Annotated in this window: 17 protein-coding genes; 8 read left to right on the top strand and 9 right to left on the bottom strand. The window is 61.8% G+C overall.

The features are described 5' to 3' along the window. Nucleotides 1-67: 67 nt before the first annotated feature. The gene (locus FKM97_RS18190) at nucleotides 68-970 is read right to left on the bottom strand and encodes a hypothetical protein (RefSeq protein ID WP_144293853.1); all 903 of its coding nucleotides are present in this window, start codon (nucleotides 968-970) and stop codon (nucleotides 68-70) included. A gap of 167 nt (nucleotides 971-1,137) precedes the next feature. Next, nucleotides 1,138-1,905, bottom strand: a complete 768-nt coding sequence (locus FKM97_RS18185; protein ID WP_144293852.1) for an enoyl-CoA hydratase-related protein — start codon at nucleotides 1,903-1,905, stop codon at nucleotides 1,138-1,140. Between the two features lie 151 nt (nucleotides 1,906-2,056). On the opposite strand from FKM97_RS18185, the gene FKM97_RS18180 reads away from it, so the two are divergent. Continuing rightward, nucleotides 2,057-2,719, top strand: coding sequence for a YoaK family protein (locus FKM97_RS18180; RefSeq protein WP_144293851.1), 663 nt, complete (start codon nucleotides 2,057-2,059; stop codon nucleotides 2,717-2,719). A gap of 4 nt (nucleotides 2,720-2,723) precedes the next feature. Beyond that, nucleotides 2,724-3,563: a diaminopimelate epimerase gene (gene dapF / locus FKM97_RS18175; protein ID WP_144293850.1), complete on the top strand. Its 840-nt coding sequence runs from the start codon at nucleotides 2,724-2,726 to the stop codon at nucleotides 3,561-3,563. A gap of 46 nt (nucleotides 3,564-3,609) precedes the next feature. Here the strand turns inward: dapF and aqpZ are convergent, their stop codons facing one another. Both aqpZ and FKM97_RS18165 read right to left on the bottom strand, forming a co-directional pair. Further along, a complete protein-coding gene (aqpZ, locus tag FKM97_RS18170) occupies nucleotides 3,610-4,350 on the bottom strand; it encodes an aquaporin Z (RefSeq protein ID WP_144293849.1) in 741 nt (246 codons plus the stop codon). A gap of 147 nt (nucleotides 4,351-4,497) precedes the next feature. Continuing rightward, entirely contained in the window at nucleotides 4,498-5,649 is a 1,152-nt protein-coding gene (locus FKM97_RS18165; RefSeq protein WP_144293848.1) for an MFS transporter, read from the bottom strand. A gap of 226 nt (nucleotides 5,650-5,875) precedes the next feature. Between FKM97_RS18165 and ykgO the strand changes: the two genes are divergently transcribed. Together ykgO and FKM97_RS18155 are read left to right on the top strand one after the other, a co-directional pair. Beyond that, nucleotides 5,876-6,001, top strand: coding sequence for a type B 50S ribosomal protein L36 (ykgO, locus tag FKM97_RS18160; protein WP_144293847.1), 126 nt, complete (start codon nucleotides 5,876-5,878; stop codon nucleotides 5,999-6,001). A 121-nt stretch (nucleotides 6,002-6,122) separates the two neighbouring features. Next, nucleotides 6,123-6,812 (top strand): tetratricopeptide repeat protein, encoded by a 690-nt coding sequence (locus FKM97_RS18155; RefSeq protein ID WP_205015165.1) that lies wholly within the window; start codon nucleotides 6,123-6,125, stop codon nucleotides 6,810-6,812. A gap of 42 nt (nucleotides 6,813-6,854) precedes the next feature. On the opposite strand, the gene pyk is transcribed toward FKM97_RS18155, so the two are convergent. Further along, the gene (pyk, locus tag FKM97_RS18150) at nucleotides 6,855-8,279 is read right to left on the bottom strand and encodes a pyruvate kinase (protein ID WP_144293845.1); all 1,425 of its coding nucleotides are present in this window, start codon (nucleotides 8,277-8,279) and stop codon (nucleotides 6,855-6,857) included. Continuing rightward, the gene (locus tag FKM97_RS18145; protein ID WP_144293844.1) at nucleotides 8,276-8,758 is read right to left on the bottom strand and encodes a DUF1036 domain-containing protein; all 483 of its coding nucleotides are present in this window, start codon (nucleotides 8,756-8,758) and stop codon (nucleotides 8,276-8,278) included. The genes pyk and FKM97_RS18145 overlap by 4 nt, the downstream gene beginning before the upstream one ends. 219 nt (nucleotides 8,759-8,977) lie before the next feature. On the opposite strand from FKM97_RS18145, the gene FKM97_RS18140 reads away from it, so the two are divergent. From FKM97_RS18140 to FKM97_RS18130, 3 genes are read left to right on the top strand one after another with little or no spacing between them, the layout of a single operon-like run. Further along, nucleotides 8,978-9,796: an N-formylglutamate amidohydrolase gene (locus FKM97_RS18140; protein WP_428977920.1), complete on the top strand. Its 819-nt coding sequence runs from the start codon at nucleotides 8,978-8,980 to the stop codon at nucleotides 9,794-9,796. Continuing rightward, complete coding sequence (locus FKM97_RS18135; RefSeq protein WP_144293842.1) at nucleotides 9,793-10,089, top strand: DUF1244 domain-containing protein; 297 nt, start codon at nucleotides 9,793-9,795, stop codon at nucleotides 10,087-10,089. The genes FKM97_RS18140 and FKM97_RS18135 overlap by 4 nt, the downstream gene beginning before the upstream one ends. Nucleotides 10,090-10,109: 20 nt before the next feature. Next, the gene (locus FKM97_RS18130) at nucleotides 10,110-10,376 is read left to right on the top strand and encodes a DUF2312 domain-containing protein (protein ID WP_144293841.1); all 267 of its coding nucleotides are present in this window, start codon (nucleotides 10,110-10,112) and stop codon (nucleotides 10,374-10,376) included. An 81-nt stretch (nucleotides 10,377-10,457) separates the two neighbouring features. On the opposite strand, the gene FKM97_RS18125 is transcribed toward FKM97_RS18130, so the two are convergent. The 3 genes from FKM97_RS18125 to FKM97_RS18115 all read right to left on the bottom strand — a co-directional run bounded on the left by FKM97_RS18125 (nucleotide 10,458) and on the right by FKM97_RS18115 (nucleotide 15,986). Continuing rightward, nucleotides 10,458-11,945: a peptidoglycan L,D-endopeptidase MepK gene (locus FKM97_RS18125; protein WP_144293840.1), complete on the bottom strand. Its 1,488-nt coding sequence runs from the start codon at nucleotides 11,943-11,945 to the stop codon at nucleotides 10,458-10,460. 394 nt (nucleotides 11,946-12,339) lie between these two features. Then, complete coding sequence (locus FKM97_RS18120) at nucleotides 12,340-14,394, bottom strand: L,D-transpeptidase family protein (RefSeq protein ID WP_144293839.1); 2,055 nt, start codon at nucleotides 14,392-14,394, stop codon at nucleotides 12,340-12,342. Nucleotides 14,395-14,489: 95 nt separating this feature from the next. Then, complete coding sequence (locus tag FKM97_RS18115) at nucleotides 14,490-15,986, bottom strand: sigma-54-dependent transcriptional regulator (protein ID WP_144294022.1); 1,497 nt, start codon at nucleotides 15,984-15,986, stop codon at nucleotides 14,490-14,492. A gap of 325 nt (nucleotides 15,987-16,311) precedes the next feature. Here FKM97_RS18115 and FKM97_RS18110 point away from each other — a divergent pair, with 325 nt between their 5' ends. Continuing rightward, entirely contained in the window at nucleotides 16,312-18,129 is a 1,818-nt protein-coding gene (locus tag FKM97_RS18110) for a M3 family oligoendopeptidase (RefSeq protein WP_246105149.1), read from the top strand. Nucleotides 18,130-18,137: the final 8 nt, after the last annotated feature.

Here is an 18,137-nt window from a genome sequence, read left to right as displayed (position 1 = left end):
CATGGGTAGCCTTTGACGAAGCCCGGCGCAATATGCGTGGGGATCAAGTGTGCGGAAGAAGCAGGCTTCAGGCAGCGCTGCGCACGCTGCGCGCTTGCGCCAGAGAGAGGACTCCTGGCGGGACGCTACCGGGGACTGCGGAGCCGATGACGCTGCGCCCCTCAGCGAGCCCCTGGGCAAGAAGCGTCAGGGCAGCGACGCACTGCTCGGCACGCTCTGTGCTGGCATCGGCCAGAGAGCTGCCGGGGGCCAGAATGAGCCGGTCCAGACCCAGCTGAATGGCGAGCCCGTCGAGGTCCTGCGGAGCTGATCCGAGGTCCGTTGGCCAGGGGTTGGTCCGGAGGCCTGAGGCGATAGCCAGTCCCCGCTGGAAGGCCGCCGCTTCGAGACGCGGAAGCAGGGCACCGATATCGGTTTGGTCCCGGTCCTTTGCATCTACCAGGCCGAGGGAAAGATAAAGGCCGGCGGGCGCATCGACGACCACGTCCGAAAACTGGTCGCCACGTCCCGTACAATCGACATGCAGGCCCGCAATCGGGAGCGACACGGCAAAGCGGCGGTTCTCGCCGAGTGATCCCCGCCCGGCATTGACGAGAATTTTCAAGGACGGTGTGGCCTCGGCGATCGATTGATAGAAGCTGAGGAGACGACCCCTGGCCGCATCGTCGAGGGGCACAGTCAGGCAGAACTCATCCACCTGCACCCAGTCGGCGCCGGCGGCCGCTAGGTCTTTCAGACAGGCGCGGGTCTCTGCGACACCGAGCCGGGCAGGGCCGCTCAGGGGAGACACGACCACGGGCCGTGTGTGGACGCCATCCTGCTTGGCCGCTTTGAAGGCCTGCACGGGGCAGTCATGGGGCGAGTTGCTCGGGATATGGGTGACACCCAGCTCCCTCTGGCGATGCCAGCAATCAGCGCTGCCACGATCGTCTGTGGATGGAAAACCGAGCGTGCTGACGATGATGGGCATGGCGCAACCTCTTCTGACGGTGCTGGCGCGTATCTGCGCTTCTCACGCCAGGATCGACCGCAATAGGGGTGAAGTCAATAACCAAATAACGATATGCAGATAACTTTATATGAAAAGGACGGCTGGGCTCGCAGACGGTGTCTGCGCAGGTCCTGAGCCCGCTCGGCCTATTTCCTCTTGGCGAAGAAGGCCGCGACCGCTGCCTTCATTTCCGGCGATCGCCCGGCAATGCCCTGAAGGTCGCGCTCCAGATCAAGGCTCTCGTCCAGACCCGTATCTGCAGCGGCCGTGATCAGCTGTTTGGTGGCGGCCAGCGCGTCCGGCGCAAGCGACGCCAGCTTGGTGGCGATCTTGTTCACTTCGATCTCGAGGGCATCATCCTCAAAAACCTTCCAGACCAGGCCCCAGGATTGAGCCTCCTCAGCACTGATTCGGTCCCCCAGCATCATCATGGGCGCAGCCCGCACCCTGCCCATGAGCCGGGGCAGGAACAGCGTGTTGCCGGCATCCGGAACGAGGGCGATGCCGACGAAGGGCTCGTAGAAGAAAGCCGACTTGGCCGCCATGATGATGTCTCCGGCCAGTGCGAGACCGACGCTGGCACCGGCGCAGGGACCGTTGATCTGGGTGATGATCGGCAGCCGTGAGTGGCGCATGCTCCGCACCACCGGATTGAAATGTTTCTCCAGGACGACCTCGAGTTCGAGGGTCTCATCAGGCCGCACGGTGCCCAGATCATAGCCGGCCCCGAATCCGCGGCCGGCCCCCGTGAGGACCAGGACGCGCACCGATGGATCGGCCTCGATCACGCGCAGCGCCGCCTGGAGCTCGTCGCCCGTCTCATTCCGCAAGGCATTGAGGCGGTTCGGTCGATTGACGGTGATCCGGGCAATGCCGTCGGCGACCGAGACGATCAGATCCTCATACGCGCTCATGATGAATTCCCGATATCGTGAAAGCTGTTGGGCCGGACCCTAGATTTTCGGTGACGGCACGGTCAACCATCCCCCATTGCCGAAATCTTGCCTTTGTCACAAAATGAGTGCGATCGATCCCGAGAATTCGAGAGAAATGAGGCGCTGAACCATGACCACGGCTGCGGCTGACGCCCGCCGCGCAGTGCTGCTTTCGGGATCGATGTCAGCCTTGGCAGGCTATGTGGATGCCCTGGGTTTCATGAGCCTGAGTGGCTACTTCGTCTCCTTCATGAGCGGAAACTCGACGCAATTGGCCATCAGCGTCGCCTATATGGACGGACATGCCGTCGAAGTGGCGCTCTCGATCATCGTGCTTTTCGTGGCGGGTGTCGTGATCGGCTCGCTGCTCGGCCAGTTCGCGGCAAGCCGCAAAAGTGCCAAGCTCCTCCTCGCGGTCGCTCTCCTTCTCGCCACGAGCGCCGTCCTCCAGGGGGTTGGACAGACGCAGATAGCGATAGCCGCCATGATCCTGGCCATGGGCATGGAGAATACGACGTTCGACAAGGCCGGAAACGGGGTGACGAGCCTCACTTATGTCACGGGAACCCTCGTCAAGCTCGGTCAGGCGACTGCGGCACGGCTGATGGGAGGGGCCCCTGCTGGCGGACTGCGTCTCTTCTCCCTCTGGCTTGGATTGGTCGGCGGTGCGGTTCTTGGCGGTCTCACCTACCAGTGGATGGGCCTGCATGGGCTGTGGATCGCATCGGGATTGGCGGCACTCCTCTCCCTCGCCGCTGCCGTGATAAGGCCAGGGGAGACCAAGGAGGCGTGAGCTCATGACCCTCAGTTTCACGAAGATGCACGGCTGCGGCAATGATTTCGTCATGATCGACGGGCGCAATGGCGTGCCGGTGACGGACCTGGAGGCCCTTGCTGCCGCCCTCTGCGACCGGCGCCGCGGGCTCGGCGCCGACGGAATGATCGTCTTGCAACCCTCGTCCGGCGAGACGGATTTTTCGATGCTCTATATCAACGCATCCGGCATGCCGGGGGAGATGTGCGGCAACGGCGCCCGCTGCGCCGTACGCTTCGCCTTCGACCTGGGGGTGGCCGGGCGTTCGATGACGTTCGCGACGGCGGCAGGAGATGTCCTGGGCCTCGTTGCGCCTGACCATGTCACCATCGAGATGCCGCCGCCCCGGGATGTCCAACTGGACATGGATCTGGATCTGGGTGAGGAGCGCCTGCTCGTGCATTTCGCCTTGGTGGGCGTGCCCCATGCGGTGGTGCTCGTCGATCAGGTGGCCGCCTATCCGGTGGAGCGGCTGGGTCCTTTGCTCCGCCACCATCCGGCCTTCTCCGCGGGATGCAATGCGAATTTCGTCACCCTCGCCGAAGGCGGCATCGCCATGCGCACCTATGAGCGCGGTGTCGAGGCGGAAACTCTCGCCTGCGGCACTGGAGCGGTGGCCTGCACGGCGATCTGCCATATGCTGGGGCTCTTGCCCGCTTCGGCCACCGTCCATACACGCGGCAACGATCTGCTTGAGGTCCATCTCGAGCGCAACGACCAGGGTTTCAGCAAGGCCACGTTGAGTGGTCCCACCGAGACGGTCGCGCAAGGCGAAATCGACGTCACGTTTCTCAGGGACCGGGGCTTGCTGCCCCCACGCTGACCGCCCCGCCGGCCCAATGCCGGCGAGGGCGCCATTGTGAGGCAGGTCAGATCGTCGGCTGAGCCGACTTGGGCGCATCTCCGGTGACCAGGGCGGAGGGCTCTTCGCTGAGCCAGCGATAGAGAATGCCGCCCACCGCGCCGCCGACCAGAGGAGCCACCCAGAACAGCCAGAGCTGCGCCAGGGCCCATCCGCCGGCGAACAGGGCAGGTCCGGTGCTGCGCGCCGGGTTGACTGAGGTGTTGGTGATGGGAATGCTGATCAGGTGGATCAGCGTTAAGCCGAGACCGATGGCGATCGGCGCGAATCCTGCGGGCGCCTTGCCATGGGTGGAGCCCATGATGATGAACAGGAAGAACATCGTCAGCAGGAACTCGGCGAGCAGCGCCGCCGTCAGGCTGTATTTGCCCGGCGAATGGTCGCCATAGCCATTGGCCGCGAAGCCGCCATCAGGATTGAAGCTGGGCGATCCGCTGGCGATGACCCAGAGCACGGCGGCAGCGATGATCGCGCCCACCACCTGTGCGACGATGTAATGGACCACCTGATTGGCGGGAAACCGGCCGCCGGCCCACAGGCCCACGGTGACAGCCGGATTGAGATGGCAGCCTGAGACGTGACCGATGGCATAGGCCATGGTCAGGACCGTCAGACCGAAGGCGAGCGAGACACCCATGAGGCCGATCCCGACATCGGGAAAGCCGGCAGCGATCACGGCGCTGCCGCATCCTCCAAAGGTGAGCCAGAATGTTCCTATTGCTTCAGCGGCCAGCTTTCTTGTGTCCATGCGAATTCTCCCGCAAAAAGGACAATAGCCAAGTGCGACTCACAACAAACGCAACAACGCCGGTAGCGCCGAATACTATACACTACTTGTGAGCGCCCGACCTATGCCAATTTTCCGCGCGGCGGGAGCCTTGGACGATCGGCAGCCTCAGGAATGCTGGCGCGCGTTCCGGGACGTGAGCGCCGCCTGGATCCCCAGATAGCCGAGGAAGATGATGACGAGGACCGCAGGGAAACCGTTCGGGCCGAACAGTGCGATCGCGAATCCGACCAGCACCGATCCGACGAGGCTGCCAAGCCCCCAGACCGCCGCGAAGGTGGCGGTGCCCGCGATCAGGTCGGGGCCGGTGAACTCGTCACCGAGGATGGCAAGGCCGAGAGTGTAGATGCCGAACCCGGAGGCGCCCATGATCAACACCAAGGGCCAGAGCAGCACGGTGTTGATCAGGGCTGGCAGGAGCGCCAGGCTGATCGCCGCGGTGGCGAAGCAGGTCAGCATCATGCCGCGGCGCGAGGTGTGATCCGCGATCCAGCCGATGGGCACCTGGAAGAAGACATTGCCGAAGGCCAGAACGGTGAGGGCCAAGGCCGCAGTGTTGAGATCGAGCCCCATGCGCACGCCGTAGATCGACAGGAAGCCCAGCATGCCGCCGTCGAAGACGGCATGGATCCCGATGGCGAGCACGAGCAGCGGCGCCTTGCGAGCGAAGGCTACGATCGAGACCTGGCTGTCATCCGAATGTCGCGGCGGCTCCGCCACCATGCCCATGGGGATGATCGCCATGAGCAGCACGGCCGAGCCGATCACGAAGGGCAGATAGCCGTCAATGCCGGCCCAGCTGACCACGGCCGCACCCAGCCCGAACGTTGCAGAGATGCAGGTCGCATAGATGCCGACAATGCGTCCTCGATATTTTCCATGGGCATAGCTGAGCACCCAAGATTCACTGAGCGCAAAAAGCGCCGCCACGGCCATGCCTTGCAGCAGCCGCAGAGGGAACCAGGCGAGGACGGACGGGAAGGTGGGATAGGCCAGGATGACGGCGGCTGTGACTAGGACCATGCAGATGGCCAGCCGCTTTGCCCCGAAGGCATGGGCAAGCTTCGGGATGAACATGCCGGCCACAAGAATGCCCACCGGCGCCATGGCGGAATTGATCCCGATCACGTCGGCCGGCGTTCCCCAGCTTTCCATCTTGAGCGACAGCAGCGGATACATCTCGCCCAGGGAGAAGCTGAAGACGCTGACAGTGGCGCAGGCCGCAATGAGGTTGCGCCAATCAATGCCGCTGGCGGCCATGACGTCGTCTCCGTGGGATCGGGATGTGAGAGGATCGATTCGCAGGCTGGAATGTAAACACTCCTAATCGCCTGGTCACGATCCCGGCGACATGCCGCAAGCGTGGAGCGACCGAATCCTCCGGGCTCCGGTTGACAGGACCCGCCGACGAGACTATCTCTCCGGCTCGAATGAGACGGCTCCTCGCGACGCTGTCCTCCAGGCGTTTTCCGAGACAGGTGTCGACATGAAGATCCGTAACTCTCTCCGCTCGCTTGCCAAGCGCCATCGCGATAACCGCATGGTGCGCCGCAAGGGCCGCATCTACATCATCAACAAGACCAATCCTCGCTACAAGGCTCGCCAGGGCTGATCCGGCTGTTTTTGCGAGGCTGAGCCGAACCGGAGTGCTGTCACGCAACGGTGACGATGCCGCATGGACAGCACTCTTTTCATGCGGACCGGCATCTCGTAAATTAAAGGCCATGATCCCTATGACCGGGCGGTCCTTTGGCTGGTTCCTCATCGCTGCGATGATATCATTCGCAGGCGCAGCATCTGCGCAGGATGCAAACCGGCTCCCATCCGATCCCGACTTCGTGCAGCCGCAAAACCCGGGGGCCTCACGTCAACCGCTTCCTGGCACCGAGAGCCCGGCTCCCCAGGCTGCCATGCCGCCGACTCCCCAGGAGACTGCTGAACAGCGCTCCGACCTCCTGGATAGCCTTTTCGCCCGCCTCCACACCGCCCGCGACGCGAGCAATGCCGAAGTCCTTCAGGAGGCGGTCTGGCAGCTCTGGATGCGCTCGGGCAGTCCCACCATCGACGTCCTCGTCGGCCAAGCGGGCAGGGCGATGACGGCCAAGCAGTACCAGAAGGCGCTGACGATCCTGGACACCGTGGTCGAGATCGATCCGGATTTTCCCGAGGGCTGGAACAAGCGGGCCACGGTCCTCTATTTGCTGGGAGACCATGAGCGGGCGATCGCCGATATCGAGCGCGCGCTTGACTTGGAGCCTCGGCATTTCGGCGCATTGGCCGGCCTGGGCATGATCCTGCGGTCCGAAGGCGACAAGAAGGGTGCACTCGACGCATTCAAACGCGCCCTGGAGATCAACCCGTTCCTCGATAGCGCCAAGGATGCGGTGAGGATCCTCGACAAGGAAGTCGGCAGGGCGATCTAGCGGTCCCGCGGTCAGTCTCCCTTGCAGGCAGTCGCCCTTTTATCAGTCACTCTTGTCTACGAAGGCGATGCGGAGCAGGTTCGTCGCTCCCGGCGTCCGCAGCGGGACGCCCGCGGTGATGATGACTCTTTGCCCAGCCTCAGCAAAACCTTCTCGGTGAGCGATGCGCGTGGCGCGGGCCACCATGTCGTCCAGTGTCTGCGCATCTTCCGTCAGGACGCAATGCAGGCCCCAGACCAGCGCCAGTCTTCGGCCGGTCGCCGCGATCGGCGTGAGCGCGATAATCGGCGTAGCCGGTCGCTCCCGCGCCGCGCGAAGTCCCGTGGCGCCCGACGAGGTGTAGCAGACGATCGCAGCCGCATTGAGGGTTTCACTGATGGTCCGGGCGGCCGCACTGATGGCGTCGGCGCTGGTCGGCTGCGGCTCGGTACGCTGGGCATGGATGATGCCGGCATAGAATGGATCATGCTCGACCGATTGGGCGATCTTGTCCATCATTGCGACCGCTCCATCGGGATAGGCGCCGACGGCGGATTCCGCGGACAGCATGATGGCGTCGGCGCCCTCGAACACGGCGGTGGCGACGTCCGAGACCTCGGCCCGGGTGGGCACGGGCTCGTGGATCATGGATTCCAGCATCTGAGTGGCAACCACGACCGGGCGTCCGGCGGCTCGCGCTGCTCGGGTGATCTGCTTCTGCCGGCCGGGCACCTGCTCGATGGGTAACTCGACGCCGAGATCGCCGCGCGCCACCATGATGCCATCGGCAAGCTCGAGGATCTGGTCCAGATGTGTCAGGGCGGCCGGCTTCTCGAGCTTCGCCATGATGAGCGCTCGATTTCTCGCCATCTTCCGGGCTTCGGCGACATCCTCCGGGCGCTGCACGAATGACAGGGCGATCCAGTCCACGCCCACATTGACCGCATGGTCGAGGTCGGCGCGATCCTTTTCCGTCATGGCGCTCATGGGAAGCACCGTGTCGGGAAGGCTGATTCCTTTGCGGTCGGACAAGGTGCCGCCATAGATCACGCGGGCAAGGATTCGGCTCCGGCTCGCCTTTTCGATCTCGAGCTTCAACCGTCCGTCATTGAGCAGCAGGCAATCGCCGGCCGCTGCGGTCGCGAAGATTTCGGGATGCGGCAGCAGCACGCGCGTCTCGCTGCCCGGTTTGTCGGACAGATCGAACGTAAATTGGCTACCCTCTTCTAGTGTCACCGAGCCCTTGGCAAATGTCCCGATGCGAAGCTTGGGCCCCTGCAGGTCCGCGAGGATGGCGATGGGACGTCGGTTTTTGTCCTCAACCTGCCGAATCAATCCATGCAGCCGCGTCATCTCGGCATGCGAGGTGTGGCTCATGTTGATCCGGAACACATCGGCGCCACTGTCGAACAGGCGGCTGATGACGTCGAGGCTGGAACTGGCGGGTCCGAGAGTGGCGACGATTTTGACCCGTCGCTGACGCCTCATTGCGTTGTACTCGGCGGAGTTGCGGCGGGACCGGTGCGTCCCTGGCTGGTCGATCCGGATGCATTGCTCTGCGCATTCAGCGTGACTGTCCAGTCCGGTTCCTCGGTCGTGTCCACTTCGAAGAAGCCGGTGCGCTGATACCCACGATCCTCGCAGGATTCCAGTCCGCGAATCGTGAACAGCTTGTCACGCGTGCACATGACCGCCTTGCCGCCCCACGAACCGCCGCGGTCGTAATCCACTGCATAGACGTAATAGTAGCGCGCGATGAGGTCACCCTTGAGCAGGGTCTCGCAGCTGCGGGGGCCGATGTTCCACCAACCTTCGCTCACCCAGCCCTTCGTATCCTTGTATCCCAGCGCCACACCGACGCGTGAATCGGTATCATTGCATACCTTGAGGTCGGCATGGGCAGGCGCGCTGGCAAACAGCAACAAGATGAACAATGCTGATCCGATCAGCCGACGCGCCACTGCCATCGATAAGTATCCCTCACGAAGAACTCATGCTTAATAACATGCATAGCCGATTTCGTCAGTCTCGACAGCCGTCGCTCTGTCACCAAAAGATAACAGCTGTCTGTCCGAGCGTGTGGCTCCACCCCCTTGCCGCGACAACATGTCGAAAAGATGAACCGACCCCTGTGATCGGTGGCTCCTTGGTTGGCGCGATGATGCATGCATCGGTATAGTGGAATGATGCGAAATCCTTCACATGACAATTCCGTGCCGGCCCCACACTGCGTCGAATGGGAGGGGTTCGAACCCTGCTTCGAGGTTGACGGCAATTGGGGCCAGAGCCTGCTGCTGCTCTGCGACCATGCACGCAACACGATTCCATCGCATCTCGGCACTTTGGGCCTGCCCGACAGCGAGTTGGAGCGCCACATCGCCTATGACATCGGCGCCGAGGCGGTCACGCGCGGGCTGGCGGCTCGGCTGGGTGTGCCCGCCGTGCTCAGCGGTTTCTCGCGACTGTTGATCGATCCCAATCGGGGCGAAGATGATCCGACACTCATCATGCGCCTGTCCGATGGCGCCGTCATTCCCGGTAACGCGCGCGTCGATGCCGCCGAGCGCGAGCTGAGATTGAATCTTTGCTATCGGCCATATCACCGGGCTGTCGCCGGCGCGCTCCGGCGGATCCGCGACGGCGGCGTGATGCCCGTGGTCTTGTCTGTTCACAGTTTCACGCCCAATTGGAAGGGGCTGCCCCGTCCATGGCATGTGGGAATGCTGTGGCACGAGGATCCGCGCCTCTCTCGTGGCCTGATTGCAGCGCTCGAGAGGGAACCGGGACTGATCGTCGGGGACAACGAGCCTTATTCCGGCGAGCTGGAAGGGGACACCATGAATGTCCATTGTACGCGGGAGGGCATCTCGCATTCGCTGATCGAGATCCGGCAGGATCTGATCAGGGACGCACCGGGACAAGAAGAATGGGTCGATCGGCTGGCGCGGATTCTGCCGCCTTTGCTCGCTGACCCCGCAGTCACAGAAAGGTTTGGACCACGATGATCGACGACAAGACCAATACCGAGCTCGAAGCGGCGGCCTTCCGGCGGCTGGTCGAGCATTTGCGCGAGCGTGCCGACGTCCAGAACATCGATCTGATGAACCTGGCCGGCTTCTGCCGCAATTGTCTGTCCAACTGGTATCAGGAGGCAGCGAAGAATCGGGGGATAGAAGTCTCGCGGGATGAGTCCCGCCAGCATATTTACGGTATGCCTTACGAGGAATGGAAGGCGCGCCATCAATCGGAGGCGGGTCCGGAGCAGCAGGCGGCATTCCGGGCAAGCCACAAGCACTGAGTTCGCATCGCGGGGAAATAATGGACGAGACGACATCATTCGCCCAGGGGCAGCTGCGCAGTCTGGTCGAGCGCATCGAGAAGCTGGAAGAAGAGAAAGCGGCAACCGCCGCCGATATCAAAGAAGTCTATGCCGAGGCCAAGGGCCATGGCTTCGACACCAAGATTTTGCGCAAGGTGATATCCCTGCGCAAGAAGGACCGCGCCGAGCGTGAGGAAGAGGAAGCCATCCTCGACCTGTATCTGAGCGCTTTGGGGATGCTGTCGGGAGGCTCGGAGGCGGCGTGAACTGAGCCGCAGGCAAGAAAGAAAAATGCCCGGCGTGATCCGGGCATTTTTGCTTTAAAAGCGGGTGGTCTTCGATCCGCCCTATTCCTTGAAGGCGATCGGCTCCGGTTCGTTGGACCGCGCGCGGGCCATATTGACCGGACCGCTGCTGAAGCTGGCGGTGCTGACCAGATCCTCCATCGAGGCCAGATCCATGCGCGGTCCCTTGGCGGCACCGTTGATGGTCGTCTGGACGTGATGCGACATCAACAAATTGCCCTTGTCGGAGCGGTTGATCTCGGGTCCTCCGGCCTGTGCCTGACCGTCATCAGCGACCTCGACCGAGGCCGTCTCGAAGGGCAGGAACAAGCGCGTCAGCTCGCTGAGCACGGGCGGCAAGAACGAGTAGCTGCTCGCCGGCGCCGCTTCCTCGATAGATAGGTTGACGACCCGATTGCTCGGCTTCGAGTCAGAGGGATCGCCATTGGCGGAATTGAAGAAATGGGGCTTCAACGAGAACTTGAGGTTCTGCTCTTTCCAGAACTCGTCGTTGCTGATGCTCGCCTGCGTCGCAGCGGCGATGGGCAGAGGCCGGGACATGGCCCCCGCCACGGGATGAGCACTGCCGCCAAGCGATGTCTTCGCGCCTTCGCTGCCAAAGGGGCGGGCGAAGGATTGTTGCTCAGGTGCCGGCGCTGAGGCGGGTGCGACCTCGATATCGGCGGCGGCCGACGCCATGATCACGAGGCCACGTTGCGCGGCATTCTCGAGTTCTTTGGCTTTTGCCGGGCTAGCATCGGCAACCACCGTCTCCTCGACCGGTGCCACCGGCACGTCAGGCTTGGAAGAGGGCACGACCGGCGCCTTTGCGGACGCCAGCACCACCGGCAATTCGGGCTTCATACGCGGCCGTGGCACATCTGCCGCGGCGACGACGACGCTCTCGGCCTTTTTCTTGATGATCTTGGCAGGCTCGGGCTGCGGGGCCGCCTTTGCGGCCTCTTCCTCGGCCGGCTCCGCTTCCGCGACCATGATCTGTGCGGGAGCGGTGTCGCGCTTCGCCTTCGCAGGCGCGTTGCGCATGATCGAGGCAAACTCCTGGTTCGGAATGGCGGGCCAATGCCGGACGCGGCCGGAATCGACATGCACGAAACCATTGGGACCCGAGGACGCGTAATAGCCGACGCCGCCAACCTGATGCACGAGGGCATGGTTGCGGAGCTTCTTCGAGGACACGTCGGGGAAATAGATGTCGATCGCCTGACCGCGCGTATGCATGCTGGTCTTCGCGACATTCCGCCCGATGCCCTTGAGCATCTTGTTCGTCGCTTCGTTCCTGTAGCCGCAAATGATGTGGACAGGTTTCTTCGAGCCGAGCTCCTCGTGGAGCTCCCACACGAGGTCGATGACCTCGGGATCGATCTTTATGATCTCATTCTTGCGCCAGTCCCGCAGAAATCTATTCAATTCCCGCAAGGCCGAAGGAATGTAACGACCATCCTTTTTATAGGTGATCGTAATGCTTTCCTTCGTATGCACCTGATACATCGAGATCGTGCGGGTGTCGCTGACAGCGGAGAGTGAGCTCACGTCAGAGCTCAACACCGCGGCAACACCGACGGTCGACAACAGGCATGTTACGGCAAAGCGTCGTGCTTTGAGTCGCAATGAGCTCTTCCGTCTTGATTCAGAAGACGCGTTAAACGCCACTACAGTTACTCGGGAACCCCGCTTGAGGCTTTCGTCCCCGCTCCTCAATAGCCAATCATTATCCGCCGACGATCCGGAGCACAAGAGGTAGACGTCAGAAAACCTCCAGCCACCATTACGCGAGGCGACCCTACACACTCGCACTGTGCGCGTTTAGGATTAAGCGGGCGTTAATGAAACAGGGAGGATTCGTAGTTTTTTGGAAAGATCCGTCCGGAGACGGAGAGGTTGGGAGGCGGTGCCGCTTTGTCGCACCGCCTGCTCCTATACACCTCTATTGGAGGGCCACTCTTTCGCCCCCGGCCAAAGCCTGTGAGAGCTTGGCGTCTCTACCGTAGACGTCGTCATGGTAGTGAATGGCCCCATCATTTCCGGGCCATGCGGTCAAATAGGCGAGATGGACTTCGACTTTCTGCTTCAGCCGAACACCATTATTGGAGCCGCCGGCGATGGCGCGTTCAATCCGCTCACGGCTCCAGCCTTCACGCTCCAAAATCGCTTCCGCCAGATCACGAGGATTCTGGACGCGGACACAACCATGGCTGAAGGCCCGCGCGTCGCGGCCAAACAAGCTTTTGGAAGGTGTGTCGTGCAGATAAACCGCGTGGCTGTTGGGAAACAGGAACTTCATCTCGCCCAAGGCATTGGATTTTCCCGGGGGCTGGCGGACGCTGATCTGGCCGCCATTTCGGGTCACCTCATAGCCATTGCGGGAGAGGTAGCTGGGATCGCGACGCTGCTTCGGCAGCATCTCCTTATTGATGATGGAACGCGGGACGTACCAATAGGGATTGAATTCGATCGTCTCCATGACGTCGTTGAAAGCGGGCGTCTGGTTCACCTTGGTACCGACGACGACCCGAGTCTGGAAACTCGAGACATTGTCTTCGATCAGATTCAGTTCGAAGGCCGGTTGGTTGACGAGCACATAGCGTTTGCCGAGATCCCTTGGCATCCACCGGGCGCGTTCCATGTTCAGGAGGATCTTCTCGATCTTGTCGGCGTCGTTTTCCTGCTCGAAGGCGGCAACAGTGCGCACCCCCGCGATGCCGTCGGCGGACAGCCCCTGCTGCCTCTGGAACGCCCTGACCGCATCCACGACCTTTTGGTCGTACAGAGTGGAATCGATTGTGCCGGCATCGCCGACGCTGGCCACTTTGACGGAGCCCGTAAGCTGTGCCGATACGGGGATCGCCTCGATCGCGCTGTCGGATTCGCTTGGGTCCGGATCCGTCTGCGACAGATCGGCGACCAGCATGATGTCCCGACTGGGTGCGGCGCCCGTCGCAAGCGCTCCTGCTCGCGAAGGGCCAATCAAACCCAGTGACGAGAGATGGGCCCGGAGCACAGTGACACGTTCATCCCGCATTCCCAGTTTGAGGGCTGGGCCCGAGCCGATCGGCGGCAATGCTTCGGCCGTCGCGTTCGCTTCCCGAAGCCGCTTCAGCTCATTCTTAAGCGCGGTGAACCCTATGCTGGTGGGGTTGAGCGAAGCGAGATAGGCGCCCGGGTCCCGTGTGGCATTGAGCTGGGCCAGGGCCTCTGCAGGCTCCAACTTCGGTGGAGTGAGATCATTGAAGCGCGTGATCTTGTTGGGGTCCACCCGCCCGCTCATGGCATCCCGGGCATATTTGAGCGCCATGACGGTCATCTGCAGATCGAGCGAGGCTAGCGCCTTCGGATCATTCTTAAGATTTGCGCCGGTGTCGGTGAAACCGGTGAGGGACGGCGGCAAATACTGCTGCGCCTGCAGACCCTCGTCATCCGCCGCAGCGAGCGTCTTGAGCATGGTGGCGGCCCGACCGTTCAGACCGGAGACCCCCGTCCAGGCCGGTATGAAGTCGCGATCCTTGTAGAAGGCGAGGATGGCGGGCTTCGCATCAGCGGGAACACGCAGGGCAGGGGCCACACCGTCCCGCAGTCCGGCTAGGATTGCCGCTGATACGGGGTCCGTAATGTCGTCACCCGTGAGGGCCTGGTCGGTCAGGGGAACCAGCGGCGCGGGAACATAGAACGCGATGTCGGGCGCGACGCGGACGGCAGGTTCGGGATCACCCTCCGGATCGACATTGTCTTCACGCCGCGGCTGGACCACGTTTCGTGTCCGCTGCTGTTGCTGGCGGTAACGCTGGGCAGGCCCCTGGGCGCCCGGCTCGCTGAAAAAGTTGTCCTGGGGCGGCGGCGTATCAATGTTGAACAGGCGCTCGAAAAAGTTCCGGGCGGTAAAGTTTTGGCTCCGTCCGGTGATTTCTGCGGAAGCTTCCGCTATGGGCAATGCCACGAGCATAGTACACGCCAGCACTCCAAGCCTCACGCCAGCCTTCTTCACATCACCCTCCGGTACCCTGATTGCGGCAGACGCTAGTCTCGGATAACTGCCTGAGCAAGCGCCCGAACCTCCGCTCCCGTGAAACAAAATGACTGTTACATTTTCGCCTCAAGGCCCAAATCGCGGACCTTTCGGTAAAGTGTCGACCGTCCAATTCCAAGCTTTCTAGCCACTTCTGACATCTGGCCCCGATAACGTTCCATTGCCAGCCGGATCATGTCGGCTTCGACCTCTTCAAGCTTTCGAATATGACCACCAGAGGTCACCGCCGAGATGCCAAGAGCCACATGTCCTCCAACAACTTGACCCGGCGGAACGTTCCCGCCGTCCTGTCCAGCAGCGGCTGCGATTTCCGGTTTCCCCGGGGTCGCCGCAGACGGCACGGATGGGATCCGCGGTTCGTAACCGTCGACTTGCGCAGCGATCTGCGGAAAGTCGTCGATCTCGAGCCGGTCGGTCTCGCAAAGCACGATGGCTCGGAAGACAGTGTTCTCAAGCTGGCGTACGTTACCAGGCCAGGAATAAGCCTGGAGCATTGCTAAAGCGTTAGGAGCGATGCCTCGAATCTTGCGTCCCTCCTCCGCGGCGAAGCGCACAATAAAGTGATCCACCAACGGCGGGATGTCTTCCAACCGGTCGCGCAGCGGCGGCACCATGATGGGGAACACGTTCAGTCGGTAATAGAGGTCTTCCCGGAACGTACCGCGCTTCACCATTTCGATCATGTCGCGATTGGTGGCGGAGATCAGACGGATGTTGACCTTGACCGGCTTCCGCGCGCCGACGGGATCAATCTCGCCCTCCTGAATGGCGCGCAGCAGCTTCACCTGGATGTCCGAGGGAAGTTCGCCCACCTCGTCCAGGAACAATGTGCCACCATTGGCCTCCAGAAACTTTCCCGGATGCTTCTGTACGGCGCCGGTAAAGGCACCTTTTTCGTGACCGAACAGGATGCTCTCCACCAGGTTCTCGGGGATGGCACCGCAATTGACCGTGACGAAAGGCTTGCCCCTTCGGTCGCTTTCTCCCTGGATGGCGCGGGCGATCATCTCCTTGCCGACCCCGCTCTCGCCCTCGATCAGGATGGGGATGTTGGAGGCCGCTGCGCGCCGGCCGAGACGCGAGACATTGGCCATCCCCGCGCTGGCGGCGATCAACCCGTCAAAGGTGAGGGCGCCGGTCGCCTTGGCGTTCAGGCGCTTGACCTCTTCGGTCAGCGCGCTGACCTTCAGCAGGTTCTGGATCGAGACCTTGAGGCGCTCAGGGTTGACCGGCTTGACCACGAAGTCGTCGGCTCCGGCGCGCATCGATTTGACGACCGTTTCGATCGACCCGTGGGAGGTCTGGATGACGACCGCGACATCCTTTCGGTGCGATCCGAGATAGCCCAGCACCTCCATGCCGTCGATATCCGGCATCACAAGATCGAGAACGATGAGACCGACCTCCTTACCTTTCGGTCCGGCGAGAAAATCGAGCGCCTCACGTCCGCCCTGGGCCGTGAAAGTCTCGTAACCGAACCTGCGGATCATCTCCTGGAGGATCCGCTGCTGCACTGGATCGTCGTCGACAACTAAAACTGCCTGCGCCATGGTCATGTTCTTTCCGCGACACTCATTGGTGCCGTTTTTTTGCCCTGTTAGAATCGCACACCCTCAAAGGTGCCCGCCAGATCTGTGCCTTCGGGAAACTATTGAGCGCCCGAACAGCAAGACGCCGATGTTAGTGATTGTCGATGTGAACAACAAAAAAAGCCTTAAAGCCCATCATTTATCAAATTCGTAGGCCGGGAGTCCTGCGTCGTGATTACCGAAGTGGTTGCGTCCCCGCGTGAGAGGTCACATATGGCGCTGATATTAGGCTGACGCACGGGGTCCGCCACGTTAAATGATTTACACATTCGAAAGGTATTTTCACATGGACGGCTCGAAATCTTCGGAAAGCACCCAGTTTGGAGCACTGCCAGAGTGGAATCTGGATGATCTCTATTCATCCCCCGAGTCTCCCGAACTAGCGGCCGACCTCGATCGGGCCGCTGCAGAATCGCGGTCACTCGCCGAAGAATATCGCGGCAAGCTTGCCGACGGTGCTGAGGGCGGTGCTTTTCTGGCAAAAGCCGTTCGCGCCTATGAGCAGCTGTGCGAGCTTGTCGGCCGAATCTCCTCCTACGCCTCACTCTACTACGTCGGAGATACGACCGATCCGCAACGGGCCAAATTCTACGGCGATACCGGCGATCGTCTCACCGAGATCACGACCGACATCATCTTCTTTACGCTTGAGTTCAATCACATCCCCGACGCCGTAATTGAAGATGCGTTGAAAGACGCGCAACTGGCCCACTACGCCTCCTGGATTCACGAAACGCGCAAATGGTTGCCGCATCAGCTGAGCGATGAGTCGGAGACCCTGCTGCATGAGATCGACCAGACGGGTCCTTCGGCGTGGAAGCGGCTGTTTGACGAGACCCTGGCGAGCCTCACCTTCGAGGTTGGCGGTGAGGAACTGCGGCTTGAGCCGACCCTGAATCTCCTCTCGAGCCCCGACGCCGCTAAGCGCAAGGCCGGCGCGGATGCTTTGGCGAAGACCTTCAAGGCGAATCTGCGGCTGTTCACGCTGATCACCAACACGCTGTCCAAGAATCTGGAAATCGGCAACCGGTGGCGGAAATTCCAGGATATCGCCGACAGTCGGCATCTCTCCAACAGTGTCGAGCCGGAGGTCGTCGAGGCCCTCGTCTCCTCCGTGCACGAAGCCTATCCCCGTCTGTCGCATCGCTACTATGCGATGAAGGCCAAATGGATGGGCGTCGAGCGCCTGAATTTTTGGGACCGCAATGCGCCGTTGCCGGACCAGGACAACCGTGTCGTCGCCTGGGACGAGGCCCGTGAGACGGTTCTGTCGGCCTATGGGGAATTTGCCCCGGCCATGGCGGACACGGCCCGGCAGTTTTTTGACAAGTCCTGGATCGATGCGCCGGTGCGTCCCGGCAAGACCTCCGGCGCCTTCGCGCATTCGACGGTGCCCAGCGTCCACCCCTATGTCCTGCTGAACTACCAGGGCAAGCTTCGCGATGTCATGACCCTCGCCCATGAACTTGGACATGGGGTCCACCAGGTCCTCGCCGCGCGCCAGGGCCTGTTATTGTCGCAGACGCCGTTGACCCTCGCAGAGACCGCGAGCGTCTTCGGCGAAATGCTGACATTCCGGAAAATCCTGGCGGAAACGCAGGATCCCAAGCGGCGCAAGGCGTTGCTGGCCTCCAAGGTCGAGGACATGCTCAACACGGTGGTCAGGCAGATCGCCTTCTACACCTTCGAGCGCCGGCTTCATGCGGAGCGGCAACAGGGCGAACTGACAGCGCAGCGGCTGGGCGAGATCTGGATGGAGATTCAGTCGGAAAGCCTCGGGCCTGCCATTGCCTTCACGGATGATTATGCGGCCTTCTGGACCTACATCCCGCACTTCATCCACTCACCCTTCTATGTCTACGCTTACGCCTTCGGCGATTGCCTGGTGAATTCGCTCTATGCCCTTTATGAGGAGGCGCATGAGGGGTTCGTTGAAAAATACTTCGAGATGTTGAAGGCGGGTGGATCGAAGCATCACACCGAACTTCTCCGTCCGTTTGGCCTTGATGCTTCCGATCCGGCGTTCTGGAACAAGGGCTTGTCCATGATCGAGAGGCTCATCGACGAGCTCGAGATCGCTGATCAGGCGAGCTCTCCCGGATGATGAGGGCG

The sequence above is a fragment of the Rhodoligotrophos appendicifer genome (genome assembly GCF_007474605.1).
Lineage (GTDB): Bacteria > Pseudomonadota > Alphaproteobacteria > Rhizobiales > Im1 > Rhodoligotrophos > Rhodoligotrophos appendicifer.
This window is presented reverse-complemented; position numbering and strand designations above follow the sequence as displayed.

Bases quoted from the DNA above. Each gene is read 5' to 3' on its own strand.
- FKM97_RS18190 (WP_144293853.1), bottom strand. From the start codon at position 970: ATGCCCATCATCGTCAGCACGCTCGGTTTTCCATCCACAGACGATCGT.
- FKM97_RS18185 (WP_144293852.1), bottom strand. From the start codon at position 1,905: ATGAGCGCGTATGAGGATCTGATCGTCTCGGTCGCCGACGGCATTGCC.
- FKM97_RS18180 (WP_144293851.1), top strand. From the start codon at position 2,057: ATGACCACGGCTGCGGCTGACGCCCGCCGCGCAGTGCTGCTTTCGGGA.
- dapF (WP_144293850.1), top strand. From the start codon at position 2,724: ATGACCCTCAGTTTCACGAAGATGCACGGCTGCGGCAATGATTTCGTC.
- aqpZ (WP_144293849.1), bottom strand. From the start codon at position 4,350: ATGGACACAAGAAAGCTGGCCGCTGAAGCAATAGGAACATTCTGGCTC.
- FKM97_RS18165 (WP_144293848.1), bottom strand. From the start codon at position 5,649: ATGGCCGCCAGCGGCATTGATTGGCGCAACCTCATTGCGGCCTGCGCC.
- ykgO (WP_144293847.1), top strand. From the start codon at position 5,876: ATGAAGATCCGTAACTCTCTCCGCTCGCTTGCCAAGCGCCATCGCGAT.
- FKM97_RS18155 (WP_205015165.1), top strand. From the start codon at position 6,123: ATGACCGGGCGGTCCTTTGGCTGGTTCCTCATCGCTGCGATGATATCA.
- pyk (WP_144293845.1), bottom strand. From the start codon at position 8,279: ATGAGGCGTCAGCGACGGGTCAAAATCGTCGCCACTCTCGGACCCGCC.
- FKM97_RS18145 (WP_144293844.1), bottom strand. From the start codon at position 8,758: ATGGCAGTGGCGCGTCGGCTGATCGGATCAGCATTGTTCATCTTGTTG.
- FKM97_RS18140 (WP_428977920.1), top strand. From the start codon at position 8,978: ATGCGAAATCCTTCACATGACAATTCCGTGCCGGCCCCACACTGCGTC.
- FKM97_RS18135 (WP_144293842.1), top strand. From the start codon at position 9,793: ATGATCGACGACAAGACCAATACCGAGCTCGAAGCGGCGGCCTTCCGG.
- FKM97_RS18130 (WP_144293841.1), top strand. From the start codon at position 10,110: ATGGACGAGACGACATCATTCGCCCAGGGGCAGCTGCGCAGTCTGGTC.
- FKM97_RS18115 (WP_144294022.1), bottom strand. From the start codon at position 15,986: ATGGCGCAGGCAGTTTTAGTTGTCGACGACGATCCAGTGCAGCAGCGG.
- FKM97_RS18110 (WP_246105149.1), top strand. From the start codon at position 16,312: ATGGACGGCTCGAAATCTTCGGAAAGCACCCAGTTTGGAGCACTGCCA.